At 33.5% G+C, this 26603-nt stretch carries 21 protein-coding genes and 1 tRNA gene; 19 read left to right on the forward strand and 3 right to left on the reverse strand.

Going from position 1 to position 26603, the window contains the following annotated elements; all coding sequences use genetic code 11:
• The first annotated feature begins 21 nt into the window (after positions 1 to 21).
• The 13 genes from ACFE0M_RS00675 (at position 22) to ACFE0M_RS00735 (ending at position 16933) form a co-directional block, all read left to right on the forward strand.
• Positions 22 to 1332, forward strand: coding sequence for a quinol:cytochrome C oxidoreductase (locus tag ACFE0M_RS00675; RefSeq protein ID WP_434543811.1), 1311 nt, complete (start codon positions 22 to 24; stop codon positions 1330 to 1332).
• A gap of 24 nt (positions 1333 to 1356) precedes the next feature.
• Entirely contained in the window at positions 1357 to 2403 is a 1047-nt protein-coding gene (locus ACFE0M_RS00680; RefSeq protein ID WP_434543812.1) for a cytochrome c oxidase subunit II, read from the forward strand.
• A gap of 19 nt (positions 2404 to 2422) precedes the next feature.
• Complete coding sequence (locus tag ACFE0M_RS00685; RefSeq protein WP_434543813.1) at positions 2423 to 4294, forward strand: cytochrome c oxidase subunit I; 1872 nt, start codon at positions 2423 to 2425, stop codon at positions 4292 to 4294.
• Entirely contained in the window at positions 4275 to 5375 is a 1101-nt protein-coding gene (locus tag ACFE0M_RS00690) for a COX15/CtaA family protein (RefSeq protein ID WP_434543814.1), read from the forward strand. Before ACFE0M_RS00685 ends, ACFE0M_RS00690 begins: the two co-directional genes overlap by 20 nt.
• Positions 5362 to 6264, forward strand: coding sequence for a heme o synthase (cyoE, locus tag ACFE0M_RS00695; RefSeq protein WP_434543815.1), 903 nt, complete (start codon positions 5362 to 5364; stop codon positions 6262 to 6264). The genes ACFE0M_RS00690 and cyoE overlap by 14 nt, the downstream gene beginning before the upstream one ends.
• A 2-nt stretch (positions 6265 to 6266) precedes the next feature.
• Complete coding sequence (locus ACFE0M_RS00700; protein ID WP_434543816.1) at positions 6267 to 6860, forward strand: cytochrome c oxidase subunit 3; 594 nt, start codon at positions 6267 to 6269, stop codon at positions 6858 to 6860.
• Positions 6861 to 6883: 23 nt separating this feature from the next.
• Complete coding sequence (locus ACFE0M_RS00705; RefSeq protein ID WP_434543817.1) at positions 6884 to 7630, forward strand: cytochrome c oxidase subunit 3; 747 nt, start codon at positions 6884 to 6886, stop codon at positions 7628 to 7630.
• Positions 7631 to 7688: 58 nt separating this feature from the next.
• Positions 7689 to 8015 (forward strand): cytochrome C oxidase subunit IV family protein, encoded by a 327-nt coding sequence (locus ACFE0M_RS00710; RefSeq protein ID WP_434543818.1) that lies wholly within the window; start codon positions 7689 to 7691, stop codon positions 8013 to 8015.
• Between the two features lie 61 nt (positions 8016 to 8076).
• Positions 8077 to 8712 carry a hypothetical protein gene (locus ACFE0M_RS00715; RefSeq protein ID WP_434543819.1) on the forward strand — a complete coding sequence of 212 codons (636 nt, stop codon included), beginning with the start codon at positions 8077 to 8079 and terminating at the stop codon, positions 8710 to 8712.
• Positions 8713 to 9300 carry a DUF420 domain-containing protein gene (locus ACFE0M_RS00720; RefSeq protein WP_434543820.1) on the forward strand — a complete coding sequence of 196 codons (588 nt, stop codon included), beginning with the start codon at positions 8713 to 8715 and terminating at the stop codon, positions 9298 to 9300.
• A 172-nt stretch (positions 9301 to 9472) separates the two neighbouring features.
• Positions 9473 to 9745 (forward strand): hypothetical protein, encoded by a 273-nt coding sequence (locus ACFE0M_RS00725; RefSeq protein WP_434543821.1) that lies wholly within the window; start codon positions 9473 to 9475, stop codon positions 9743 to 9745.
• Positions 9746 to 9854: 109 nt separating this feature from the next.
• Entirely contained in the window at positions 9855 to 13502 is a 3648-nt protein-coding gene (locus ACFE0M_RS00730) for an ATP-binding protein (protein ID WP_434543822.1), read from the forward strand.
• 2 nt (positions 13503 to 13504) lie between these two features.
• A complete protein-coding gene (locus ACFE0M_RS00735) occupies positions 13505 to 16933 on the forward strand; it encodes a hypothetical protein (protein ID WP_434543823.1) in 3429 nt (1142 codons plus the stop codon).
• Here the strand turns inward: ACFE0M_RS00735 and ACFE0M_RS00740 are convergent.
• A complete protein-coding gene (locus tag ACFE0M_RS00740; protein WP_434543824.1) occupies positions 16930 to 17682 on the reverse strand; it encodes an ABC transporter ATP-binding protein in 753 nt (250 codons plus the stop codon). The genes ACFE0M_RS00735 and ACFE0M_RS00740 overlap by 4 nt on opposite strands.
• A 3-nt stretch (positions 17683 to 17685) precedes the next feature.
• The gene (locus ACFE0M_RS00745; RefSeq protein WP_434543825.1) at positions 17686 to 18417 is read right to left on the reverse strand and encodes an MlaE family ABC transporter permease; all 732 of its coding nucleotides are present in this window, start codon (positions 18415 to 18417) and stop codon (positions 17686 to 17688) included.
• Positions 18418 to 18845: 428 nt separating this feature from the next.
• Here ACFE0M_RS00745 and ACFE0M_RS00750 point away from each other — a divergent pair, with 428 nt between their 5' ends.
• Genes ACFE0M_RS00750 through ACFE0M_RS00760 form a run of 3 tightly spaced genes read left to right on the forward strand, consistent with a single transcriptional unit; the run spans position 18846 to position 22676 of the window.
• Positions 18846 to 19550 (forward strand): SDR family oxidoreductase, encoded by a 705-nt coding sequence (locus ACFE0M_RS00750; RefSeq protein WP_434543826.1) that lies wholly within the window; start codon positions 18846 to 18848, stop codon positions 19548 to 19550.
• Positions 19551 to 19554: 4 nt separating this feature from the next.
• Complete coding sequence (locus ACFE0M_RS00755) at positions 19555 to 20676, forward strand: DegT/DnrJ/EryC1/StrS family aminotransferase (protein ID WP_434543827.1); 1122 nt, start codon at positions 19555 to 19557, stop codon at positions 20674 to 20676.
• Between the two features lie 50 nt (positions 20677 to 20726).
• Positions 20727 to 22676, forward strand: a complete 1950-nt coding sequence (locus ACFE0M_RS00760) for a polysaccharide biosynthesis protein (RefSeq protein WP_434543828.1) — start codon at positions 20727 to 20729, stop codon at positions 22674 to 22676.
• Here the strand turns inward: ACFE0M_RS00760 and ACFE0M_RS00765 are convergent.
• Positions 22673 to 23374 (reverse strand): NUDIX hydrolase, encoded by a 702-nt coding sequence (locus ACFE0M_RS00765; protein WP_434543829.1) that lies wholly within the window; start codon positions 23372 to 23374, stop codon positions 22673 to 22675. The two genes, ACFE0M_RS00760 and ACFE0M_RS00765, sit on opposite strands and share 4 nt — an antisense overlap.
• Positions 23375 to 23666: 292 nt before the next feature.
• Here ACFE0M_RS00765 and abc-f point away from each other — a divergent pair, with 292 nt between their 5' ends.
• From abc-f to ACFE0M_RS00780, 3 genes are all read left to right on the forward strand, one after another.
• Positions 23667 to 25541, forward strand: a complete 1875-nt coding sequence (abc-f, locus tag ACFE0M_RS00770; RefSeq protein ID WP_434543830.1) for a ribosomal protection-like ABC-F family protein — start codon at positions 23667 to 23669, stop codon at positions 25539 to 25541.
• 175 nt (positions 25542 to 25716) lie between these two features.
• Positions 25717 to 25803, forward strand: a tRNA-Leu gene (locus ACFE0M_RS00775).
• A gap of 68 nt (positions 25804 to 25871) precedes the next feature.
• On the forward strand, positions 25872 to 26057 hold the full coding sequence (locus ACFE0M_RS00780) for a hypothetical protein (RefSeq protein WP_434543831.1): 186 nt from the start codon (positions 25872 to 25874) through the stop codon (positions 26055 to 26057).
• Positions 26058 to 26603 lie beyond the last annotated feature (546 nt).

The following is a 26603-nucleotide window of genomic DNA, read 5'->3' on the forward strand; positions in this document are numbered from 1 at the left end:
ACAGTTTTAAGATAATTTATCATGGCTGAAGAACAATTTCAATTTACTGCAAAAGCAAAAAAGAGACTTTCTATTCTTGCAATTGTCGGTGTCGTTTTACTTATATTAGGCATTTTTTCTGCTAGCTCCAGTAGTCACGCTGATGAAGAATCTCATAGCGAGCAAACTGAACAAGTTGCAGAATCTCATGGAGAGGAAGCTCATGCGGGAGAACATGCAGAGGAAGGACACGGATACCACTGGTCAAAGAGAATATTTGCCAACCTTTGGATTAACAATATGTATTTTGTCGGTCTTGCTTTATTAGGTGTTTTCTTTGTAGCAATTCAATATGTATCACAGGCTGGCTGGTCTGCTGCTTTAATAAGAATTCCAATGTCGTTTGGAAATTGGCTACCGATCGGTTTTATTTTAACATTAGCGATATTCTTTTTAGGAGGTCATGATATTTTTCATTGGACACACGATTACTTATACGATGTAAATGACCCAAGATATGATCCTATTATTGCCGGTAAAGAAGGATATCTAAATACTCCATTCTTTCTTGCTAGAATGGTCGTTTACTTTGTAGTATGGTTCTTAATGTTCCGTTGGATCCGTAAAAAATCTTTGGAAGAGGATTTAAATGGAGGTGAAAAATATTACTATAAGTTAAGAGGCATTTCTGCTGGTTCTATTGTATTCTTTGCCGTTACTTCTTCTACCTCAGCTTGGGATTGGATTTTATCAATTGATACACACTGGTTCTCTACTATGTTCGGATGGTATGTATTCGCTTCATGGTGGGTAACAGCTTTAGCCGCAATCACTTTGATAACAGTTGTTCTTAAAGAAAACGGATATTTAAAAATTGTGAATACGGGTGTTCTTCATGATTTAGGAAAGTTTGTTTTTGCTTTCTCTATTTTCTGGACTTATATCTGGTTTTCTCAGTTCATGTTGATTTATTATTCCAATATTCCGGAGGAAACTGTTTACTTCATTGAGAGGTTGACTAGCGATCATTACAGTATTGTATTTATTGTTAACTTGATATTAAACTTTTTCTTTCCATTCTTGGTTTTCATGCCAAGAGATTCAAAAAGGCATACAGTTTTCTTGAAAATCGTTACAATAGTTGTTTTAATCGGTCATTGGTTTGATTTTTATTTGATGGTGACACCAGCAGTATTAAAGGAAAATGGTGGTTTTGGTCTATTGGAAATTGGAATGGCAATTATCTTCGGAGTGGCCTTCTTATTTGTAGCCTTAACTGGTCTATCTAAATATCCTTTGGTGGCTAAAAATCACCCAATGTTGAAAGAAGCAGAACATCATCACGTATTTTAATTTAATTAAGTAACAATAACATATATGTTCAATTTAGCTATAGGTTTAGGAGTAGTACTATTATTAGCAATTTTGTTCTTGATTTTCAGGATTTCCTCACTGATTAGTGTGGCAAAAGGAAATACCGATAAATTGGAGACAAGTTCTAATAAGATTAATGGAGCTCTTTTCATGGTCTTTTTAGTAGGGGCCGGGTTCTTATTTTTCTGGTATTCTTTCAAAGAATTTGAAAATTATAATTTGCCGGTTGCTTCAGAACATGGCTCAGAATATGAATTCATGTTTTGGATCACCATGGCAGTAACGGGTGTTGTTTTCGTATTGACTCAAATTCTACTTTTTTACTTTTCTTGGAAGTACCAATATAAAGAAAATTCAAAGGCACTTTTTTATCCTGAGAACAATAAGTTAGAGGTAATTTGGACTTTCGTTCCAGCAGTTGTTTTAGCTATCTTGGTTTTTACTGGATGGAGAGTTTGGACCGATATCACGGCACCAGCTCCAGAAAACACCAATAATATTGAAATCATGGGCTATCAATTTGCTTGGGGAGTTCGATACCCTGGTCTTGATGGCGAATTGGGTAATACCGATTACAGAGTAATCGAAGCTACCAATAGTTTCGGTATCGATTTTAATGATAAAGCAGCTTATGATGATTTTATTCCTCGTGAAATGCATATACCAAAAGGAGAGCCCGTAACTTTTCGAATTAGAGCCAGAGATGTATTGCACAGTGTGTTTGCACCTCATTTCCGATTAAAAATGGATGCAGTACCTGGTATGCCAACTTCATTTACCTTTACTGCCACTAAAACAACAGAGGAAATGCGCGAAGAATTGAATGACCCTGAATTCAATTATGAAATCGCTTGTACAGAGGTTTGTGGTAGAGGTCATAATTCAATGAGGTTAACACTTATTGTAGATGAGCCTGAAGATTATAGAGAATGGTATGCAGAACAGGAATCATTCTTAAAGAGGAATCCTGAATATTTAACAAAAGTTCCGGAAGATTTAAAAGAATTGGCACTTTTGAAAACAGGAATTGATAACAAGGAGTTAGACTAAAAAATTAAATTATAAAGTTATGTCAACAACGGCAGAAGTAAATATAGGTCAAGATGTTCAGCATGATGAGCACCATGACCACGAACAAAGCTTTATTTCTAAATACATTTTCACCACCGATCATAAAATGATTGGTAAGCAATTCCTAATAACCGGGATTATATGGGGTCTAGTAGGTGTTGCTATGTCCGTAATCTTCCGTCTCCAATTAGGATTTCCTGAAATGGATTTGGGATGGTTAAGACCATTATTAGGTGGATGGATTTCTGAACAAGGAAAATTAGATCCTGAGTTTTATCTAGCTCTGGTTACGATGCATGGTACTATTATGGTATTTTTTGTGTTAACCGCAGGTCTAAGTGGTACATTCAGTAATTATTTGATTCCACTACAGATTGGTGCACGTGATATGGCATCAGGTTTCATGAACATGCTGTCCTATTGGTTTTTCTTCTTGTCAAGTGTGGTGATGATGTCATCTATCTTTATTGAAACTGGACCTGCCGCTGGGGGTTGGGTGGTATATCCTCCTTTAAGTGCATTGCCTCAGGCTATTGCCGGTTCTGGTCTCGGAATGACGATGTGGTTGGTAGCAATGGTATTTTTTATTGTTTCAATGCTTTTGGGTGGTATCAACTACATTACCACAGTGATCAATTTAAGAACTGAAGGAATGTCTTTTTCAAGATTACCATTAACGATCTGGGCATTTTTCTTAACCGCTGTAATCGGTTTATTATCATTCCCTGTTTTATTTGCGGCTGCTCTATTATTAGTATTTGATAGAAGTTTTGGTACTTCTTTCTACTTATCTGATATCTATATTGGAGGGGAGGCCTTGCCAAATATGGGAGGTAGTCCTATTTTGTATCAGCACTTGTTCTGGTTCTTAGGTCACCCTGAAGTTTATATAGTATTATTACCTGCCTTAGGTATCACATCAGAAGTTATTGCTACTAATTCAAGAAAACCAATTTTTGGTTATAGAGCGATGATTGGTTCAATGTTAGGAATTACTGTATTGTCTTTCGTAGTATGGGCACACCACATGTTCGTTTCAGGATTGAACCCTTTCTTGGGATCAGTTTTCATGTTCTTAACATTGATTATCGCCATTCCTTCCGCGGTTAAAGTATTTAATTATTTAACTACCTTATGGAAAGGTAATATCATCTTTACGCCTGCTACATTATTCTCAATTGGTTTGGTGTCTTTCTTTATTTCAGGAGGTTTAACAGGTATTTTCTTAGGTAACTCTGTAATTGATATTCAGTTGCACGATACTTATTTCGTTGTGGCTCACTTCCACTTGGTAATGGGTAGTTTATCAATCTTCGGTTTGTTAGCGGGTGTTTACCACTGGTTCCCTAAAATGTTTGGAAGAATGATGGACGAAAAATTAGGTCATATCCACTTCTGGATGACTTTCATTGGTGTTTACATGATCTTTTTCCCGATGCATTATATCGGTATAGCTGGTTTCCCTAGAAGATACTATTCATGGACGAATTTTGATGCATTCAGTAGCTATACTGATCTGAATATGTTTGTTTCTGTAGCCGCTTTCGTAACGGTAGCAGCTCAGTTCCTATTCTTATTCAATTTCTTCTATTCAATGTATAGAGGAAAAAGAGCACCTCAGAATCCATGGAGATCAAATACATTAGAATGGACTGCGCCAATCGAGCCTGGTCATGGTAACTGGCCTGGAGAAATCCCTAAAGTTTACAGATGGCCTTACGATTACAGTAAGCCTGGTGCTAAAGAGGATTTCATTCCACAGCATATTCCATTGTCGCAAACTCCTGAGTCTAACTTAGACCATGAAGTGGAATTAGCGAAAAAAGAGGTTGTTGATAAAACAGCTGCGGATGCAAAATCAGACGCATAATAAATCATTTAAAGTAAGCAGCTATTATCGTAACTTAACATTAGTTACGGTAATAGCTGTTTATCTTTTGATACTAGCTGGTGGTATTGTAAGAAGTACTGGCTCTGGTATGGGTTGTCCTGATTGGCCTAAATGTTTTGGTCAATGGGTACCACCAACTTCTGTTGATGAGTTACCAGAGGATTATCAGGATTTCTACGCTGAGTATAGACATCAAAAGAATATAAAATTCGCCAAATACCTAGATGTTTTTGGGTATTCTGAAATTGGAAGAGCCATTTTGGAAGATGAGTCCATCAAAGAAGAGGCAGCATTTAATGCTTCTAAAACCTGGACCGAATATTTGAACAGGCTGCTAGGGGCAATAGTTGGTTTTTTAATTATTTTATGTGTTTTATGCTCTTTAAAGTATTTAAAGCAATCTAAAATTATATTCATATTAGCTTTTTCTTCTTTGGTATTAGTTTTAATCCAAGGTTGGATTGGCTCAGTGGTTGTTTCAACTAATCTGTTGTCATGGCTGATAACTGTTCATATGGTATTGGCTTTAGTCATTTTAGCTGTATTAACTGCTCTATACTTTGTTGTTCATCACAACAAGAATAAAGAAAAAACTGGATTACAAAATCGTAAAAAATTGTCCTATGTTCTGGTAATAGCTATGGCAATGATTTTAATTCAGATTATTTTAGGTACTCAAGTTAGAGAGTCCTTAGACATTGTGGCAGATAGATTAGGAGAGGCTTTAAGAGGAAGCTGGATTGAAGGATTAGGAGTTGAATTTTATATACACCGATCTTTTTCAATTGCTATTGCGCTTGTTCATTTTTACTTATTATTTGAATTATTCAAGCTGAAGAATGGTTTAAATAATATTTATAGAAATGTTAAAATACTCTTGAGCTTGATAATCCTTGAAATTTTATCAGGTACTATAATGGCTTATTTTGCCATTCCATTTTGGGCACAACCAATTCATTTGGTTTTAGGCAGTATGATTTTTGGAGCTCAATTTTATATATTTTTGCAAGTGGCTTATACCACTCAAATGACTAATAAAAAGGAATATGCAATATCCTAATTCACAAAATTTATCCTATTCGGACTTAGTTTTAAGTTATGTAAGGAACTTATTTATTTTGCTTAAGCCTAGATTAAGTTTTTTAGTCGCTTTTTCTTCAGCTTTTGGCTATGTATTGGGTTTTAGTGGTACAGGTATTAATTATACTATTTTGGCATTTTTGTCTTTAGGTGGGTTTCTAGTTTCTGGTTCTGCAGTGACAATCAATCAAATTCTTGAAGTTGATTATGACAAAACGATGGATAGAACTAAAAACCGTCCATTGCCTACTGGCCGAATATCCATACAAGAAGCAATTGTGTTTTCTATCATTACCGGAATTGCTGGTTTAGGATTGCTTTTAATCTACACCAATGTATTAACCGTTATTCTTTCCCTTATTTCCCTCATTCTTTATAGCTTTGTTTATACGCCATTGAAAAGAGTGGGGCCTGTAGCTGTTTTTGTTGGCGCTATCCCAGGGGCTTTGCCTCCTTTATTAGGTTGGGTTGCGGCAACAAATGGTTTTAGCATTGAAGCCTGGATTATTTTTGGAATTCAATTTATCTGGCAATTCCCACATTTTTGGGCAATTGCTTGGGTAGCGGATGAAGATTATAAAAAAGCTGGTTTTAAATTATTACCTTCAGGTGGTAAGAAGGATTTGAATACCGCTATACAAATTATGATTTATACCTTGTTTTTAATTCCTTTAGGCTTATTGCCAACTATGTTTGGAATTACAGGGATATATTCTGCTTTGGTAGCCACCATTTGTGGAGTTTTGTTTTTAAGCCAAACATTCTATCTGATGAAAGAATGCAGTAAAGAGGCAGCATTAAAAATAATGTTCGGTTCGTTTTTATATTTACCAATAGTACAAGTAGCTTATCTTTTAGATAAAATTTAATAATGGAGACTTCAATAAATAAAGAACAACAACAATTACAGCCGAGTATTAAAATACTCTCAATGCATCCCTTAAAGTTTGCATTATGGCTTTTTATTGTCACTGTTGTAATGATTTTTGCTGCACTAACCAGTGCCTATATTGTTCGTCAATCTGAAGGTAATTGGTTGATTTTTGAATTACCAAACATCTTTTTATATAATACCATCATTTTGGTAGCGAGTAGTGTAACCATGCATTTGGCTTATTTGGCCGCTAAAAAAGATAATTTTAAAAACTTGAAGCTTTTTATGGTACTGACAGCTTTATTATCAGTGGCTTTTTTTATTGGTCAATATGAAGCTTGGGGAGCATTGGTGGATAGGGATGTTTATTTCGTAGGTAATCCTTCGGGCTCATTTCTTTATGTTATTTCAGGATTACATGCATTTCATTTGATTTCAGGGCTGATATTTATATTAATTATGTTATTTTCGGCTTTTAAATATAAAGTACATTCTAAAAATATGGTGAAAATGGAAATGTGTACCACTTATTGGCACTTTTTAGATGGACTTTGGGTATATTTATATATATTTTTGTTGTTAAATCATTAATCCTATTTTGAACAGTTAAATTTATGGCAACTTCTGCAACAATTGATACTACTACAAAAAGCAAATGGGGAGGTGGAGTAGCCCCTATGAATGCTAGTTATGGAAAACTGATGATGTGGTTCTTCCTTTTATCGGATGCATTCTCATTTTCTGCTTTACTAATAACTTACGGGCTAATTCGATATGCGCATCCTGCTTATCAAGGAACTGTTTCTGAATTTGAATTCAGCACAGAATATTGGCCTATTCCTGAAATGGTATTTGAAGCAGTACCGTTTATACATGGTTGGCACGCACCTTTGATTTTTGTGGGTATCATGACTTTCATTTTGATTTTAAGTAGTGTTACCATGGTATTAGCGGTTGAGGCAGGCCATAGAATGGACAGAAAAGGCGTTATCAAATGGATGCTATGGACAATCATTGGTGGATTAACTTTCTTAGCTTGTCAAGCATGGGAGTGGAGTCACTTCATTCACGGAACTGCTGAAGGAACTGTAAATGCAATGGGAGAAACTATTTTTGGTGCCAACTTAACGGAAAACCAATATGGCCCGCCATTATTCGCATCATTATTCTTCTTTATTACCGGATTCCATGGTTTCCATGTATTTAGTGGAGTTGTGATCAACTTTATTATATTTTTCAATGCTGTTGTGGGTACCTACGAAAAAAGAGGTCATTACGAAATGGTGGAAAAAACCGGACTTTATTGGCACTTTGTTGATTTGGTTTGGGTATTCGTATTTACACTTTTTTACTTAATTTAACTTTAGAAGATTAGTTAGGTAAAATAAGAGATATTAATAAAAAGAATTTATATAAGATATGTCACACGAAGAAACTAACAATGTTCAGGTAATTCCTGAAGATAAAGAAAAGACCAAAAAGATTTGGAAAGTTGCCGGTATTTTAGCCGTTGTAACGATAATAGAGTTTATATTTGCATTTACTTTGCCAAGAGGTATTATTTTGGTGTCTATTTTCTTAGGATTAACAGTTGTAAAAGCATTTTATATTGTAGCTGAGTTTATGCACTTAAAACATGAACAAAAAGCTTTAATTTGGTCTATTTTAATCCCTACCATTTTAATTTTATGGCTAGTGATAGCCTTAATGGTAGAAGGTAGTGCCATCTTTAATATTAGAAATTAATTTCTAAAATTTAAAAATTTAATAAATCAGGTTGGTTCACATCAGCCTGATTTTTTTGTTTATGAAGAAGTCAAAAATTCTTATTCTGCTATTTACCCTTAGTTTTCCTGTCATCTTATATTTGTTTTTAAGATCTTACGGGCAAAATGAATTTGATTTGCCTATTTTTTTTGAGAATGAAGAAAAGGCCTATTGTAAAGATTTTGAATCTTCAAATAAAGCTATAGAGCTAGTTGATCTGAATCAGAAGAATTTTGTTAGACTGTTAGAGGTTTACAATACTGATTTTAAGATTATCCACTTTCCAAATGCTCAGGATTCAGAAATTCAAACATTAAAAAATGAATTAAATAGGGTATTGAACACCTTTAGTGATGTATCTGTTAATATTTTAAGTTTTCAACCAATCGATACTGGAATGGTAGATCAGTTGGGTAATGAATTATTTTTATCTGCAGCAAAAGCAAACACCTATCTTTATCCCAATGATTTAAAGGATTTTTTTGTCAATTGCATTTATATGTTTCCGACTAAAGAATGGAATGGAGATCATCCTTCAGAAGAAACCATTGATATTGATAAAACTTTAGTATTATTGGATGAGCAAAATAGGATTAGAGGCTATTATAATGGCTACGAAACAAAAGAGGTGGACAGGTTGATATTAGAAATAAGGGTTTTATTAAGTAAAAAATAAATGGAATCAGTAAATACAAGTCAAAAGTCTTATACCAAATTAATCTGGGTGTTATCAATTGCTATACCAGTAGTGGTAGCTATTTTATTATTTACTCCAGAGAAAATTCAGGGTGCCGGGGATTGGGTTTATATGCTACCTCATTTGAATGCTACTTTCAATTCTATTACGACTGTTGTACTGTTATTAGGTCTTTATTTTATCAAACAAAAAAATATTAAGGCGCATAAAAGTATGATGTCGATTGCCTTTATCCTAGGGAGTTTATTTTTGGTGAGTTATGTAACTTATCACTCAACGGCAGATTCTACTGTTTATGGAGATATAAATGGAAATGGAATTTTAGACGAAGCAGAAAAAAGTAAAAGTTTAACTTTTTGGAGAGGTTTTTATATTAGTATTTTATTGCCTCATATAGTTTTGGCCGCAGTAGTGGTTCCATTTGTCCTTTTTGCTTTTTATTACGCACTGACTGATAAAATTGAAAAGCATAAAAAAATTGTAAAATGGACATTTCCGATTTGGTTATTTGTCTCTATCACAGGAGTTGTAGTTTACTTTATGATCAGTCCATATTATCTTAATTAAATAGAACTCTTTGTCTTAAAATTGAGTTTAGAGATTAATCAATATCCTAAAATGAAATAGTCATTAACATTGCATACCAACCGAAATGAATGTAACAGGTCGTTAAAGGTTGGTTTACTAGGCTGGGGAACCTTGAATATTCCATGCGGCTTTAATAAACAATAATATACACATGAAAAAGATTCTGATTTTATCGTTATCATTTATCTTCTTTAACTTAGCTCAGCTTTCAGCACAGTGCGCTATGTGTAGGGCAACAGTAGAGAATAATGTCAATAATGGTGAGGTTGGGATTGCTAGTTCATTAAATTTTGGAATCTTATACCTTTTCGCAGCTCCTTATTTAGTAGCTATGGTAATTGGTTTTTTATGGTATAAAAACAGTAAAAAACAGAATAGAAAAATTAATATTAAAGAACTCCTTTCCAGAAAACAGAATTCTTAAGCTATGCTTACAAAGAGTTCATGTTTTATTTGAAATTTATTTCATTTCAATTTTTTAAAGTCCAGTACGATTATTGCTATATTGATGCTTTAATTTACATCCATCAATTGTGAGGAAATATTTACTTTATATTCTTTTAATAGTGCTGTCCATTTTGATTTTTAGCTTACGAAGCTATTATCATTCTATAGAATCGGATAGAGAAGGGTTTATTTCTGAAACTCAAACAAAACTATTAAAGGAACTCCAAAAAGTTGAGAAAGATAAAGGGCAGTGGAACAAATATTTCTCGCAGAATAAATCTTTAGATTTCAAATCACTTAACGAGATCAAAACTGCTTATCCTTTTTATATTTTTAAAAATATATCATTGGTTTATTGGTCTGATGAACATTATGCTCCTGATTCGAAAAAATATAGAAATGAAGGATGGCATTTTGTGAATAAGCAATCCGGACAATATTTAGAATACTTATTAAAGTCTAAAAGCGGAGATGTTCATATAATATCAGTTATTCCATTATTTGAATACTATGATGTGAATAATGAATATGTCCAGTCGGGTTACAATAATAAAATATTACCTCCTTCCGGTATCAATCTTTATCAAAACCCTAATGAAAAAGCGTATGCTATAAATGATATAAATGGGAATCCGGTTTTCTATATTTCTTTAACAAATGAATTTGAATATTATCATCTCGAATTACATTATTTAATCCTCATTTTGGAATTTATTTTCATAGGGATATTAATCTTATCTTTGTGGAAATTTAGCCAAGGACAAAGAAATCTATTTCTCAAGATCGTTTCTTTTATATTGGGCATTGCCATTTTATGGTGGTTGATGGAGTTCTTTGATTTTCCTTTTCATTCAATAGATTTAAGACTTTTTGACCCGAAATTTTTCGCCTCTTCTGACTTTAATTCATCTTTAGGGTACTTACTGATTAATTGTTTGCTATTTTTTATCATTGGTTTTTTTACCATTAAGCAGATTAAACCTTTTTTATTAAAAAATATTAAAAACAAGCAAATCCTTGGATGGGGTATAAACCTGCTCTCATATATTGCCACTTTAAGTATCTTCTATTTTATTCATCTTATTTATATTCATTCAAATTGGGGATTGGACAGCACCTCTTCAATTGAATTCAGCATATTCCAATTGTTGTCATTTGCAATTGTGCTACTGTTCGGTTTTTTAGTGTTTGAGTTGTTTAAAGTGGTTCATTTTTATAATTCCCAAAAAAAAACAAGGCCACTACAATTCTTGCTTGTACAACTATTTTGCCTTGTCATTTTTCAATTATTTACCATCAATTTTGGTTATCCGATTGTCTGGATTGGGCTTACTGTCTTCATACTCCACACAGTTATTTTCTTAACTAACTTAGGGTCTGTACTGGAGAATATTAATTTCCTGAGCTTTATTTATATGTTTTTATTGATTATTGCAATCTCAATAATTAGTACTATTTCCGTTCAGTTTCTCGAAAAGCAGAATGAAGGCAACCAAAGAAATATTTTGGCCGATAAGATCTTAAATGGAAATGATGTTTTAGCAGAATATATGCTGGTTCAGCTTGAGGAAAGTCTTAAAAAAGATGAATATATAAAGAGGCAATTTTTAATGCCTTTAACTCCCTATAAAACCATAGTCGATAAAATTGAGAAGTATTATCTTAATGATTATTTCGAGAAGTATGAGAAATCGATTAAAATTTATGATGCTGAAGGCAATACAATTTACCCCAGTGGTAGCTTGCCAATGTCCTCTTCTTATCCCATTCAGCAAATGAATGAAAGAAATAAAAGGGGAGAAATGAATTTGTTCTTAGTTGGAAATAATGAAGAAAATCAATTACAAAGAAATTATATATATGTTTTTGAAGTAAAGCACAATGATTTCGTATTTGCCAAGATTGTATTGGAATTGAAGCCAAAAAAGATAAGACCTGATAATGTATTTCCTGAACTACTGGTTAAAAATCGTAATATACCTACCTTTTTAGACATCCCATACGATTATGCACTTTATAAGAATGATACTTTATCTTATAGTGTAGGTGATTTAAATTTCCCCAATGTGGTAGAAGATGATGTTTCAGAGGATATTCAATTACTGAAAATTCAAAAAGAGGGTAATTACCAATTTAATGTAATAGTTAACAATGGAGAGAAATTGATTTTTAGTAAGGTCAGTAATTTCTGGTATAGTTTTTTTTCTAATATCTCATTTTTTTTCGTTCTATCTTTTGTTTTAATATTTATTATATCGGCAATTCAATTTATTAAAATCTATTGGAAAACAAGAAGTATAGGCCTTAGTGCCAAAATCCAACTATATTTTTCCTTAGCCTTTCTAATTCCACTTCTTTCAGTAAGCATTTCAACTTTAGGATTCGTAAATGCCACTTTTTTGGATGATATAGTTTCTAAATATGAAGAAAACACTACCCGAGTGGCTAATCAATTGGTTCCTTTATTGATGAATTATGAAAGTGGCTTATTGGATAAGGCCAATTTGAACAATGATATTTCTACCATTACTAAAATTATAAATGCAGATATAAATCTGTATGATTTAAGCGGACAACTTTTTTTAACAAGCCAGCCACAGGTATTTGAAAAAAACTTATTGTCCTATAAAATTAACCCGAAAGCTTATGCATCCATTTTTCAAAATGGACAAAAGATGATAACCCTTGAAGAGCAAATTGGAAATTTAAATTATCAATCTGCTTATGTAGGGATCAGGTCCTACAATACAGGTGAGTTGTTAGCTATTCTGGGCAGTCCTTTCTTCAAATCCAATAAAGAATATGATTTGTTGTTTACCGATTTACTGAATAATGTATTTAACATATTTGTAGGTTCCTTTATCATTTTTATTTTCTTGGCTTATACTGCTACTAAAATTCTAACATCTCCTTTAAATCTACTCAAACAAAAGCTTTCTCAAGTAAATTTATCTGCAGATAATAAGCCCATCAATTGGCAGGTGGATGATGAAATCGGTTTATTAATTAAAGAATATAATCAAATGCTTCTTAAACTAGAAAAAAGTAGGCAAGCATTAAGTAAAACTGAAAAGGAATCTGCTTGGAGAGAAATGGCACAGCAAGTGGCACATGAAATTAAAAATCCATTGACGCCCATGAAGCTTTCATTACAACATCTTCAAATGAAGATTCAAAGATCAGATAATCAAATGCCGGATGCTTCAGCGAAAATTGATAGTATTTTGTCGCAGATTGAAAATTTAAGTGATATTGCTACCTCCTTTTCTTCTTTTGCCAAAATGCCTATTCCTGAGAATGAAAGAATTTGCATAACCGATATTTTAAGAAAGGTAGTCGATTTCTTTAAAGCCGAACATGTCAAGATTAAATTGGATTTGCCCCTTGAAGATATTTATGTGCTGGCTGATCCTAAAATAATAGAGCGAACATTCAATAATATGATCTTGAATGCATTGCAAAGTGGTGAAGATGATCAATATATTGAAATCAATATTAAGATTGATTTGCAAAATGATGCTGTCAGAATTTCAATTCAAGATAATGGCATGGGTATTCCTGAAGACAATTATAACAAAGTATTTTTGCCTAACTTTACAACAAAATCCACCGGTTCGGGGATTGGTCTGGCTGTTGCCAAAAGAGGAATTGAACATGCAGGGGGCGATATTTGGTTTGAATCAGTACCAAATATTGGAACCACCTTCTTTATTGAATTAAAAAGGCTGAGCTAATTTTGAAGTGGGCAAAGAGATTTATTTTGATAGTTTTATTGGGCTTTGTTTTAAGCTCCTTGTCTCTAAATGCCCAAAATCATTGCTTCCAAACCTACTATTCTGCAATTTCGGTTCCTGATTCAGCCTTGATTATTCCCTCTTCCATAGAGATTCAAAATCAGTTTGGGGAAAATATTGCCTATGAATTATCAGAAGGACTTCTTAAAATCTCAAAACTGAATGAGCATGACACGCTCAGAATTTGCTTTAATTATTTACCCAGAAATCAACTAATTGTCAAAACTGCAGTTCCTGAACAACTTTTTGATAGTTCAGCAAGGTTTCAAGAGAATTTAATGGTGGAAATTTCAAATCCGAAATCGACTCAAGAATTATTGGGACTTGGAGGTATAGATATTTCTGGTGCCTTTATGCGGTCCGTTTCAGCTGGTGGGCAACAATCTGCCTTGATGCATTCGGTTATGGATTTAACTATAGCTGGAAATATCTCCGATGATTTAAGACTCCAAGCTCGATTGACAGATCAACAAATGCCTTTCGAACCAGAAGGGAATACCCAACGCCTGCAGGATTTTGATAGAGTGAATGTGCAGCTCATTCATGAAAATTGGGGTCTGGAAGCCGGTGATTTGAATATTCAATCTAATTCAAACTTAAATTTTTTAAAATTCAATCGGCAAGTACAAGGCTTGGGCGTTTCTTCTTCCAAACTTTCTTTTGATTCATCCCAATCAAATACCCAGGTGGTCACTTCCTTTGCCAGAAGCAAAACAGGAGTTCAAAATATTGAGCCCCTTGAAGGTGTCCTAGGACCATACAGGATTGAAGGTCCTCAAAATGAACCTTTTATCTTCATCTTAGCAGGTTCTGAAAAAGTGTTTTTAGATGGTAATCTATTAAAAAGAGGATTGGAAAATGATTATATTATTGACTATAACTCAGCGGAAATCACTTTTAATACCCAACATTATATTTCAAAGTATAGCATTATCCAAATAGAGTTTGAATATTCTGATAGGCAATATAGCAGGAATGTAAGTGCGTTGAAACATGAGCAAACCATTGGTAATTTGGATTTAAATATTGCTTACTTTCAGCAGACTGATAAACCGGATAACCAACTTGAAAATTTAAGTCAATCAGATTTTGATGCGCTATCGAATTTGGGTAATAATGCAGATTATGCCGAAATCCCTGCTATTGATAGCCTGGGATTTTCCCCAGATAAAGCAAGATATGCAAAAATTGATTCTCTGGTTAATGGAAAAACTTATCTTGTTTTTAAGCTGTCAAATAATCCTAAAACCGCTCATTACCAATTGAATTTCACTATGGTAGGAGACCATAAAGGTGATTATAGAATAGCAAATTCTTCAGAAAATGGGGTTGTGTACGAATGGGTAGCTCCCATAAATGATATTCCTCAGGGTAATTACGAGCCAATTAAGATAATGGCTTTGCCTCAAAATCATAGAATTATAAATGTCGGGTTGAATTATAATTTGAACGATGAGGCTGATTTAAGCTTTGAATATGCTGGTTCTGAATTTGTTAATAACCGATTCAATAAAGAAGATACTCAACTTAAAGGAAATGCTATGGCAATAGGATTTAATTCTGCTAAAAATTCCATCCATTTTATGCAAGATACGAGAATTCAATATCACATAAAATATGAATATCTGGATTCTGCTTTTGCTCCAGTTCAGCCTTTCCGAGCAATGGACTTCAATAGAAATTGGGGAATGGAGGAATCAGCCAGATTTCTAGCTGGAGATGAACATTTAATTAAGATGGGAACAAGTATTGAGTCTAAAAATAAAGTTTTAAGTTATGATTTGGCTTTAAGAAATAAAGAAACTGTGGGAAGTGGATTTCAACATAATGTGAACTTCCATAGTGATGGCGATTTCAGAATTAACATTGAAGGCTTTTTTATGGAAAGTGAAAATGGGGATTTAAATACTGATTGGAAAAAGGCTTTAGTTGATTTTAAATATGCCAAATATAAATTTATGCCTGGCTATACTTTTAGAACCCAACAGCATAAGATCAAAAATGAAGGCGAGATAAGCAGAAGTTTCCAACATTTTGATAGCCATGAATTTTATATCGCTAAGGAAGATTCCGGGAAATGGAATTTTACTTTATCCCATGAATTGCGTTCCGATAAAATTCCTAGAGAAGGACAAATGATCAATGCTGAAAATGCACAAAATACTCAATTGAAATCCTCATTTAATTATGGTCAGGGAAATAAATTTGCTTTTAATTTTTTGAGGAGAAATATTCAACAAAGAATAGATTCAGCTCAGTCACAACAGTATTTCCAAGGAGGCGTGAATTGGCAATCCTCAATTTGGGATAATAACATCGTTCAAAACCTGAATTTTCAAACAGGAACTGGTCGGGTTTTGCAGAGGAGCTATTTTTTTATGGAAGTAGCTAGAGGCTTAGGAACGCACTCTTGGTCAGATTTGAATGAGAATGGAGAACAAGAATTAAATGAGTTTTTTGAAGATGAAACTGATTATGGAGATAGAAATTATGTGAAAGTATTGACCATGGGAGATGAATATCAGACCGCCTACATTAATAATTTGCAATATCAACTTAGGTGGAAAATGCCAAATAGTTGGGCAAAATCTCCAAATCTACTGCAGTATTTAGGTAAACTTTCAGGGAATTTCAATGCCAATTTGGATACCAAAAATATTTTTGAGGAATGGACGGATAGAATTTCACCTTTTAATATACAGCAGGATGAAAATATTTTATCCTCAAGAAATATGTGGAAATCCAGTTTATTTTATAATCGTGGAGGAAATGCCTTTTTGGAAACTACTTGGTCGCAATCCAATAGAAAACAGCTATTATTAGATGGTTTTGAAGGTATGGATAGAAGCCATTTTTCTTTTGCAGGAAGTTGGAATGCATTTCAAGATTGGAATTTCAATGCTTTATATAAAACTTCTCAAAACAGCTCATTTTCAGATAGGGTAGAGGAGAGGGACTATCAATTTAATTCTACGGCAGTTATTCCTAAAATTATGTGGCAAGGTGGTAAAAATCATAGGGTGAGTTTATCTTATAAAAATGAAAATAAATGGAGTCCTGAAGAAGCAGTAGGAGGAGAGGTATTAGTGAATTCAGTAGAGCTTTCTAATAAATTTATCCAAGGTTCTAATGGCGTTCTGGAATCTAAGTTTAGTTACGTAAGTGTTAATTCCGAATTGACCAATAATCAAAGCCCACTTGCCTATGAGATGTTTGAGGGGCTTCGAGCTGGCGATAACTATGTTTGGAATGTATCTTTAAGAAGGAAAATTATTGGGGATTTAAACTTAATTTTACAATATATAGGTAGAAAAAGCGAGGACCAAAAAACCATTCATAATGGAAGTGTACAGATAACAGCTATATTTTAAAGTGATTTTCTTAGCTTCTTCATAAACTTACTTGCAAATATGAAATCCTCCAGGTCTTCCTGATCTGATGTTAGGATATTATCGGAGGTACCTTCCCATAATTTTTTACCGTTTGCCAGATACATGATGTGTTCTCCTATTCCCATTACAGAATTCATATCATGGGTAACAACTATGGTGGTCACATTGAGTTCATGTGTTATTTCTTGAATTAACTCATCAATCAATAAAGAAGTCCTAGGATCAAGACCTGAATTAGGTTCATCACAAAAAAGATAATTAATATCATTTACAATGGCTCGGGCAATTCCTACTCTTTTTTTCTGACCACCACTTATTTCAGAAGGCATTTTTTTATTGATATTATCAAGCCCAACCCTGTTCAATACATTATTTACACGATCGAGCTTTTCATCTTTTTTCATGTCGGTTAGCAAGTCAAGGGGAAACATCACGTTTTCTTCAATATTTTTTGAATCAAATAACGCACCTCCCTGAAAAAGCATCCCTATTTCCCTTCGCATTTGAGATTTCTCTTCTTTATCTGCCTTTAAAAAAGCCCTCCCATCATACAGTACTTCTCCTTGCTCGGGAATAATTAAGCCTACTATACATTTTAATAATACACTTTTTCCAGTACCGCTAGCACCTATGATTAGGTTGGTAATACCTCTTTCGAAAGTGCCTGAGATATCATCTAAAACTTGTGTACCGTTAAAAGATTTGGATATATTATTGATTTCAATCATAACTTAATTTAATAATAGTTCTGCTAAAATATAATCAGCTAAAAGCACAGCAATACAACTTTTTGTCACAGCACTTGTACTTGATTGTCCCACTTCTAAAGCACCACCAGTAGTAAAAAATCCTTGAAAAGCCGAAATTGAAGAAATCAGAAAAGCAAAAACTACTGACTTGATCAAAGCAAATTGTACAGTATAGGGATTAAAATCAATTCTAATTCCATAAATATATTCGGTTTCAGTTAAGATACCAGTCATTGTACCGGCTATATACCCACCATATAATGAAAGAAAACCAGCAATAATTACTAAAAGTGGATACATGATCATGGCAGCCACAATTTTGGGTAAAACCAAGTAAGAAGATGAATTGATCCCCATTACTTCCAAGGCGTCAATTTGTTCTGTTATTCTCATGGTGCCCAATCCACTGGCAATACTCGATCCTACTTTTCCTGCTATAACTATTGCAGTAATGGTGGGGGCAAGTTCTAAAACTACCATTTCTCGGGTTACTTGTGCTACTACATAATTCTGTATTAGCGGACTTACTAAATTATAGGCTGTTTGTACGGTAGTAACTGCGCCCATAAAGGTAGAGGTGATGGCAACAATTATAATGGAGTTCCAGCCTATGGAAATACATTCGTTTATGGTAAGCTTGAAGTAAGAAGAAAAAGTCTCTCGCCTAACGAACATGCTACCAAGAAATATAAAATAGGCGCCTATTGCTTTCATGTGTATATAATTGTTTTAAAGTTGCCACATAGAATTCACATTAAATCTGTTCATCCTTCGGTTGGTATATTAAGGATTCTAGATTTATGCTCATTTCATGTGTATTTTTATTTTTAATAGCCAATCCAAATAGTCGAAACTGGCTATGAAATTCTCTATTAATATTCATTAAACTTAATCCATATAGCTTACGGAATTCACCTTAGAATATTTATGCTGATTTTATAAGGTTTAGTTTATTGAGTCTTCAAATTTAAAGTTAGCATGAAATTTTTCTTTGCAATAAATAAAACCCTTAAAGTGATCAAAAATTTTAGCCTTCAGTAAAATTAATTTATAAACATTACGCTACTATTGCATTGAAGTTTGTTGAACCAACATAATAATCCTTAGTTTCGTAATTTAAAGATAAAAATAGATTTTACGGTATGAGTAAATATATAGTAGTAACAGGTGGCACCAAAGGAATTGGAAGAGCATTAATTTTGAAATTTGCTGAAAATGGATTTAATATAATAACGTGTTCAAGAAAGGAAGCTGATTTAAGTGTACTGAAAGAAGAAGTAGAAAAGCTATTTAAAGTTGAGGTTTTTATTAAAAAGGCAGATTTGTCTAAAAAAGAAGAGGTAAATGAATTTGCTGATTTCGTTTTGAAGACAACTCCCAAAGTTGATGTATTGGTGAACAATACCGGGGTTTTCATACCCGGAAGCATTAAAGACGAACCCGAGGGAAATTTAGAGATGATGATGAATACAAATTTATTTTCAGCTTATCATCTAACTAGAGCATTATTACCCGTATTTTTGCCTCATAAAAAAGGACATATTTTTTCTATGAGCAGTATTGCTGGAATTACTGCCTATGCTAGCGGAGGATCTTATAGTATTACAAAATATGCTATGCAAGGATTTACCAAATGTTTGAGAGAAGAATTGAAGGAAGAAGGAATAAAAGTTACAGCTGTTTTACCAGGAGCTACTTTTACTGCAAGTTGGGAAGGAGTGGATTTACCTCATGAAAGATTTATGAAGTCAGAAGATGTTGCAGAATCTGTTTGGTCAGCATATTCCTTATCAGATAGAACAGTTGTTGAAGAAATAATTTTAAGACCACAATTAGGAGATATATAATTCCATGAACGAAAGAATATTTTTATCAGCACCCCACATGGGCGGTGAAGAAATAAATTTTATAAAACATGCTTTTGATGAAAACTGGATTGCTCCTTTAGGGCCCAATGTCAATGGTTTTGAAGAGGATATTCAAAAGTATAATAACATTCCTTATGCCGCTGCATTGAGTTCAGGAACTGCTGCCATTCATCTAGCACTCATAATTTTGGGCGTAAAAAAAGATGATGTGGTGATGGCTTCTAGTTTTACTTTTTCAGCAACTATAAATCCAATTGTTTATCAATTGGCAGAACCTGTATTGATTGACAGTGAAAAGGAAACTTGGAATATGGATCCTAATCTTCTAGAACAATCTATAAAGGATTATATCGCAAAAGGTAAAAAGCCAAAAGCTATAATTTTTGTCCATTTATATGGGATGCCTGGTAAAATTGAAGAAGTTAAAGCCATATCCGAAAAGTACGAAATCCCATTAATAGAAGATGCTGCCGAAGCACTGGGGTCAAAATTAAATGGTAAACCACTTGGTACTTTTGGTGATTTTGGGGTTTATTCTTTCAATGGAAATAAAATAATTACAACATCAGGTGGAGGAGCTTTAGTTTCTCAAAATAAAGACTGGATTGATAAAGCAAGATTTTTGGCTACGCAAGCTAGAGATGTCGCGCCTCATTACCAACATTCTGAAATTGGTTATAATTATAGGATGAGCAATATAGCAGCAGGCATAGGGAGAGGTCAAATGAAAGTTTTGAACAAATGGATTGAAAATAGACGTTCTAACCATGATTTTTATGAAAAGGAATTGAAATCTTTGGGTTTTGATTTTTTACACGAAATTGATGGCGCTTTTAGTAATAGATGGTTAACTTGTGTTTTATTCAATCAGGATATGGAAAAAGAGCCTGAAGAATTAAGACAAGAACTAGAAAAATACAATATTGAAACCAGACCCTTATGGAAGCCAATGCACTTACAGCCCATCTTTAAAGAATCTAAAGCTTATTTATCTGGAGTATCTGAAATTTTATTCCAAAAAGGACTTTGTCTTCCTTCAAGTTCTTCATTAACTGACGAACAAAAAAACATGGTTATCGAAAAGATAAAGGACTTTTGTAAATAAAAGCTTAATTTATTATAAAAAAATATTAAATAGATTATATTTGTAATATTATGATCAAAAAGATTAATGATATCAGTTTTTTACCGAGGTGGATTATTTTGTTAATCGACTTGGTGTTGTTGATGTCTGCAATCGTTTTTGCTTATTTATTAAGATTTAATTTTAGTGTTGCTGATATGTTAGCCTTCAAATTCACAGAAGGTTTAGTATTATTTTTAATATGCCACTTAATTTCAATTTTAATTACCCAGAGCTATGCAGGAATTATCCGATATACTTCCATTGAAGACGGACTAAGGATTTCCTATACAACCTTTATTGGTACGCTCTTAATTGCTATCGTGAGTTATCTTAATTATTGGTATCGGGGAAGTGTGATTATTCCCGCCTCGGTTTTGATAATAAGTTTTATCCTATCAGTTGTCATTCTGTTTTCTTATAGAGTTTTAGTTAAAAACCTGTTTGCATACTACAGAGATGCTGTTCGTCACAGGAAAAATGTAATGATTTTTGGAGCCGGCCAATATGGGATTATTACAAAGCAGGTAATTGATGCTGATCCAAATGCAAGAATGAGGGTGGTAGGCTTTATTGATGATGATCTTAAAAAAGTAGGTAAGATATTGAATGGTGCCCCAATCTATGATGCAGATTATAATTTAGATGAAATTTTAAATAAATATCATATCCATGAAATCGTAATTGCGATAGCAAATCTTTCGGTTGACCGTAAGAATGAATTAGTAGATTATTGCTTAAAAGCTCATGTTAAAGTCAGAACAGTTCCAGCTCCTGACAAATGGGTGAATGGTGAGTTAAGTATGAATCAAATCAAAGAGATTCGTATTGAAGATTTATTGGGAAGAGAATCCATAAAGTTACAAAACCCTAAAGTGGCAGAGAATATTGCTGGTAAAACCGTTTTGATTACAGGCGCGGCTGGGTCTATTGGTTCTGAAATTGCCAAGCAAATCCTTAAAGTAAAACCAAAAAAACTAATTTTATTAGATCAAGCCGAATCTTTTCTATATGCTATTGATATCGAATTGACTAATTTGAATATTGATAAGAATGTAGAAATTATACCTGTCATATTGGATGTCTCCAATAAAAGAAGACTAGAGGTAATATTTGAAAAATACAGACCTAATGTAGTTTATCATGCGGCTGCTTACAAACATGTTCCTTTGATGGAAATGCATCCATTCGAAGCTGTAGCTAACAATGTATTTGGTACCAAATCATTGGCGGATTTTTCTGTTAAATATAATGTGGAAAAATTTGTGATGGTTTCTACTGATAAAGCAGTGAACCCTACCAATGTTATGGGGGCAACCAAAAGATTAGCTGAAGTCTATGTGCAGTCTTTAAATGATTCCAATTCAGAAGATGTAAAAAATAGTACACAATTTATCACCACCCGTTTTGGAAATGTTTTAGGGTCAAATGGTTCTGTAATCCCGCTTTTCAAAAAGCAAATTGAAAAAGGTGGGCCAATAACCGTTACCCATCCTGATGTCACTCGGTACTTTATGACAATTCCCGAAGCCTGTCAGCTTGTTATTGAAGCAGGGATAATGGGTTTTGGGGGAGAGATTTTTGTATTTGACATGGGGAGATCCATTAAGATCATTGATTTGGCCAAGAAAATGATCCAATTATCAGGCTTTGATGTGGAAGATATTAAAATAGTTTTCACTGGCTTGCGTGAAGGGGAAAAATTGTATGAAGAATTACTAAGTGATAAGGAAACTACTTTGCCAACTCATCATGAAAAAATCTTAATTGCCAAAACGGAAAGGATGGGGCATAAAGACATCATCAAGGAATTACAAAAACTTAATGATCTGATGAATGACGAAAATGAATTGGGTATGATTATGCAAATAAAAAGTATTCTTCCAGAATTCGTTAGCCACGCATCTCGTTTTGAAGCCTTGGATGATGAACTTGCAAGCGAAAGAAAACGCAAATGGAGTATAACCCGAAAAATTAGTTAAGCTTTTGTTTTCTTTACAGTTATCAAACCTTCCTGATATTCGTGAAATTTTTTCATCACGTACCGAATAGATCGATAGGTAGTCAAAAGCACGGTTCTTAGTTCAACTTTATTTACCCAAATTACTTTTTCAATCCCCTCTTCCTTCTGTGGTTTCATTTTTTTATCCTCCTTCAGTGTCATATGGTACCAGCTAGTCTTTTTGAGATGGTTTTTCCCATTCCTAGTATAAGTATGCCACGTTTTGCAGACTTTCGGGCCTAATTCAACCTTTACATTGCATTCTTCTTCAACTTCCCTTACAGCAGCAATTTCAACTTTCTCCTTTTTTTCAAGCTTTCCTTTTGGTAAATCCCACTTCTTTAACCTGTAAATAAAAAGATATTTGTCCTCTTTGGTGACAATACCTCCAGCTGCTTCTACAATTTTGAATTCTTTTTTAAAAGCCTTTACTACATTATCATAGTCAAATACTTTACAGGCAAGGGAATCAAGTTTTTTGTTTTTATCTGCTGATAGAAATTTATAAAAATCTAGAATATTGGCCAGATTGCCTTTTCTAATTAGTACGTCATCAATCAAATTATCAAATCGGATATTCTCTTTTTCAGCATCAATAATCAGGTCATAATGCTCCCTGTCAATTTCCTTTTCCATGGGAATAATATATAATGGAACATCATTGATAAAAACTTTCATAGGATTGGTTTTGAGCAATGCAATTAAAAGAATAATTCAGAATGTGCCAATTATTAATTTAGAATTTAAACCTAATACATCGAAAATATTTAATGGTATCCAAAAATCAATCCCATAATTAATTATTGGATAATAATGAATATCATATAGATATATTTTTTTCTCTTGTAATTGCTTGAAAGACTCTATTTAATTTTCAGTTTTCAAATCAATTCTTAAATTCCAAAATTGACTAATAGAAATACTTTTCTTTATGCATTACTATTTTAAATATAAGACCTAATTTTGCTCCATGAACTATCTTTCAGTAGAAAATATTACCAAAAGCTTTGGCGAAAGAGTATTATTTGAAAACATTTCTTTCGGTTTGGAGCAAGGGGAAAAAGTAGCATTGGTAGGTATCAATGGATCAGGGAAATCCACACTCTTAAAAATTTTAATGGGTGAAGAAACTCCAGATTCTGGGAATTTAAGCTTCCGTAATGATATAAAAGTCGGATTTCTCTCACAAAACCCACAATTCGAAGTGGGTCAAAATGCTATGCAGGCTATTTTTAGTTCCGATCACGAATCTCTGAACATCATTAAGGAATATGAAAAATTGGCCACAATTCCTGAGATGAATAATAAGGAGCAAGCCCGTTTCCAAGATTTGATGGAAAAAATGGAGGCACATCAACTTTGGGATTATGAAAGTCAGGTCCAGCAGATTTTAGGGCAATTAGGAATAGATAGTATTACGCAATCAGTTGAGAATATGTCAGGCGGGCAAAAGAAAAGAGTAGCCTTGGCCGCTCAATTAATTGTGAAACCAGACTTTTTAATTTTGGATGAGCCAACCAATCATTTGGATATCAATATAATTGAATGGTTGGAGAATTATTTGGCCACTCAAAATATGACGCTTTTAATGGTAACGCATGATCGTTATTTTCTGGATAGAGTTTGCAACGGGATTTTAGAAATTGATCGTCAGCAGATTTTTAAATACAAGGGTAATTATGAAGCGTTTCTTGTAAAAAAAGAAGAGCGAGAATCAATCGAAAAGCTTGAGGTGGACAAGGCCAAAAACCTCATGAAGAAAGAACAGGAATGGATGAGAAGAATGCCTAAAGCTCGCGGAACGAAAGCTAAATACAGAGTTGATGCCTTTCAAGAATTGAAGGAAAAAGCCTCAAAGAACCTCAAAAAAGATCAGGTTGAATTAGAGATTTCTCAAAAGAGAATGGGAGGGAAGATTCTTGAATTGAAAGGAGTCTCTATAGGGTTTGATGAAAAGAAGCTATTCGAAAATTTCAGCTATACTTTTAAAAAAGGAGATCGCATTGGAATTGTGGGAAAAAACGGTACTGGCAAAAGTACATTCCTGAATATTGTGACTGGAAAAATTAAACCAGATGCTGGCAAATTGGATTTAGGGGTTAACACTGAGTTTGGCTACTACAAACAACAAGAAATTCAATTCGATAATAATAAAAAAGTAATTGAAGTTGTGCTCGAAATTGCAGAGCATTTTACTTTACCAGACGGAAGTGAAATATCAGCCTCTCAGTTTTTGAATAAATTTCTTTTTCCACCAAAACAACAACATGATTTTGTACATAAGCTTAGTGGGGGAGAGAAAAGGCGATTGCAATTATTGTTGGTATTGATTAAGAACCCAAATTTCTTAATTTTAGATGAGCCTACTAATGATTTGGATTTACAAACGCTCTCTATATTAGAAGACTTTCTCGATAGATTTCAAGGTTGCTTAATCATTGTTTCTCATGATAGATATTTCATGGATAATTTGACAGAACAATTATTTCTTTTTGAAGGAGATAATCAGATCAAAATCTTTAATGGGAATTATACAGACTATCGATCAACTAAGAATCAAACTCCAAAAACTAAATCTGATAAAAGTAAAGAATCAGTTAATAAGGAGAAACCAAAGGCAGAAGATAAGCAAAAGCTGAGTTATAAGGAGAAAAGAGAATTGGAATCAATAGATAGTGAAATTCCTAAACTTAATAAACAAAAGGAAGAGCTCGAAGCTAAATTAGCAAGCGGAGAAGGAGATGCAGTTGATTTCACCAAATGGGGAAAGGAGCTTAGTTCGATTAATGAGAAGTTAGAAGAACTAGAAATGCGTTGGTTAGAGTTAAGTGAATTAGAATCTTAATCGGCTTAAATGTTTGATAATAAATGGGTTTAAAGTAGAGTTGAATAATCTTAATTTTTAATGTATTCCAAAACATATTATTTTTAAATAAATTTCACCTTCACATGTTTTCTTTTAAAAATCATTACCTATATTTGCATCCCGTTTAGGAAATGCCTGAACGTTTTTTTGAAATGCCTTGGTGGCGGAATTGGTAGACGCGTTGGTCTCAAACACCAATGAGGTAACACTCGTGCCGGTTCGACTCCGGCCCAAGGTACCAAAACCTCCTTTATAGGAGGTTTTTTCTTTTTAAGAAAGCTTGTATTTTATTGAAAATAAACTAAAGTTTTGTATTTCAGAAGTTTAGAATTATTTCCAATCCAATTGAAAAATAGCCATTGTTTAGAAGAAAAAAGCTTCTACCTTTGCACTCCCAATACGGAAAGCGAGGCGGGAAAAAAGGGAGAAAGAAGAGAAAGGGAGGCTGAAATGATGGGATTGTTTGAGGGAGATGAAGAAGAGGAAAAGCCTTAAAAACTTTTTCAAATTTATTTTCGATTATTTATTGCGGAGTTAAAAACTTCTTTTACCTTTGCACTCCCAATCACGGAAAGCGCGAGACGGGAAAGAGAAAAAAGACATGATAAGAGTGGTTTTCGGTAGAAAAAGCAGGCGTTAGGAGTCAGCGAGAATCCGAAAAAATAAAGTAAAACTTTTTCAAATTTAATTTGGAAAGTGAGAAACAAACCACTTATCTTTGCATCCGCTTTCGCAGATAATGAAACGGAGAAAGTCCAAAATTAATTCAGGAAGAAAGTTTCTGAATCGAAAAAACACAAAAGATTTTTCTCCAGTAAAAGGGAATTAAATCACGAAGCGATCCGACATCATTTAGGGTGTCACACCTTACGAGAATAGCCAAGAGTGTGACAGTTGAATGAGTCATTAAGGAAAGCAAAAGTTCTTTGAATGAATGTACGACAAGATAGCAAACCGCTTAAATACTATTTATAGTACTTTGAGAAGTAGCCACGGTTCAAACACATAAGCTGGACGATGAGAATCTAAGGCCTTCGAGAC

Origin of the sequence: Marivirga sp. (assembly GCF_051117495.1) — a bacterium.
GTDB lineage: Bacteria > Bacteroidota > Bacteroidia > Cytophagales > Cyclobacteriaceae > Marivirga.

Bases quoted from the DNA above. Each gene is read 5' to 3' on its own strand.
- ACFE0M_RS00675 (WP_434543811.1), top strand. From the start codon at position 22: ATGGCTGAAGAACAATTTCAATTTACTGCAAAAGCAAAAAAGAGACTT.
- ACFE0M_RS00680 (WP_434543812.1), top strand. From the start codon at position 1,357: ATGTTCAATTTAGCTATAGGTTTAGGAGTAGTACTATTATTAGCAATT.
- ACFE0M_RS00685 (WP_434543813.1), top strand. From the start codon at position 2,423: ATGTCAACAACGGCAGAAGTAAATATAGGTCAAGATGTTCAGCATGAT.
- ACFE0M_RS00690 (WP_434543814.1), top strand. From the start codon at position 4,275: ATGCAAAATCAGACGCATAATAAATCATTTAAAGTAAGCAGCTATTAT.
- cyoE (WP_434543815.1), top strand. From the start codon at position 5,362: ATGCAATATCCTAATTCACAAAATTTATCCTATTCGGACTTAGTTTTA.
- ACFE0M_RS00700 (WP_434543816.1), top strand. From the start codon at position 6,267: ATGGAGACTTCAATAAATAAAGAACAACAACAATTACAGCCGAGTATT.
- ACFE0M_RS00705 (WP_434543817.1), top strand. From the start codon at position 6,884: ATGGCAACTTCTGCAACAATTGATACTACTACAAAAAGCAAATGGGGA.
- ACFE0M_RS00710 (WP_434543818.1), top strand. From the start codon at position 7,689: ATGTCACACGAAGAAACTAACAATGTTCAGGTAATTCCTGAAGATAAA.
- ACFE0M_RS00715 (WP_434543819.1), top strand. From the start codon at position 8,077: ATGAAGAAGTCAAAAATTCTTATTCTGCTATTTACCCTTAGTTTTCCT.
- ACFE0M_RS00720 (WP_434543820.1), top strand. From the start codon at position 8,713: ATGGAATCAGTAAATACAAGTCAAAAGTCTTATACCAAATTAATCTGG.
- ACFE0M_RS00725 (WP_434543821.1), top strand. From the start codon at position 9,473: ATGAAAAAGATTCTGATTTTATCGTTATCATTTATCTTCTTTAACTTA.
- ACFE0M_RS00740 (WP_434543824.1), bottom strand. From the start codon at position 17,682: ATGATTGAAATCAATAATATATCCAAATCTTTTAACGGTACACAAGTT.
- ACFE0M_RS00745 (WP_434543825.1), bottom strand. From the start codon at position 18,417: ATGAAAGCAATAGGCGCCTATTTTATATTTCTTGGTAGCATGTTCGTT.
- ACFE0M_RS00750 (WP_434543826.1), top strand. From the start codon at position 18,846: ATGAGTAAATATATAGTAGTAACAGGTGGCACCAAAGGAATTGGAAGA.
- ACFE0M_RS00755 (WP_434543827.1), top strand. From the start codon at position 19,555: ATGAACGAAAGAATATTTTTATCAGCACCCCACATGGGCGGTGAAGAA.
- ACFE0M_RS00760 (WP_434543828.1), top strand. From the start codon at position 20,727: ATGATCAAAAAGATTAATGATATCAGTTTTTTACCGAGGTGGATTATT.
- ACFE0M_RS00765 (WP_434543829.1), bottom strand. From the start codon at position 23,374: ATGAAAGTTTTTATCAATGATGTTCCATTATATATTATTCCCATGGAA.
- abc-f (WP_434543830.1), top strand. From the start codon at position 23,667: ATGAACTATCTTTCAGTAGAAAATATTACCAAAAGCTTTGGCGAAAGA.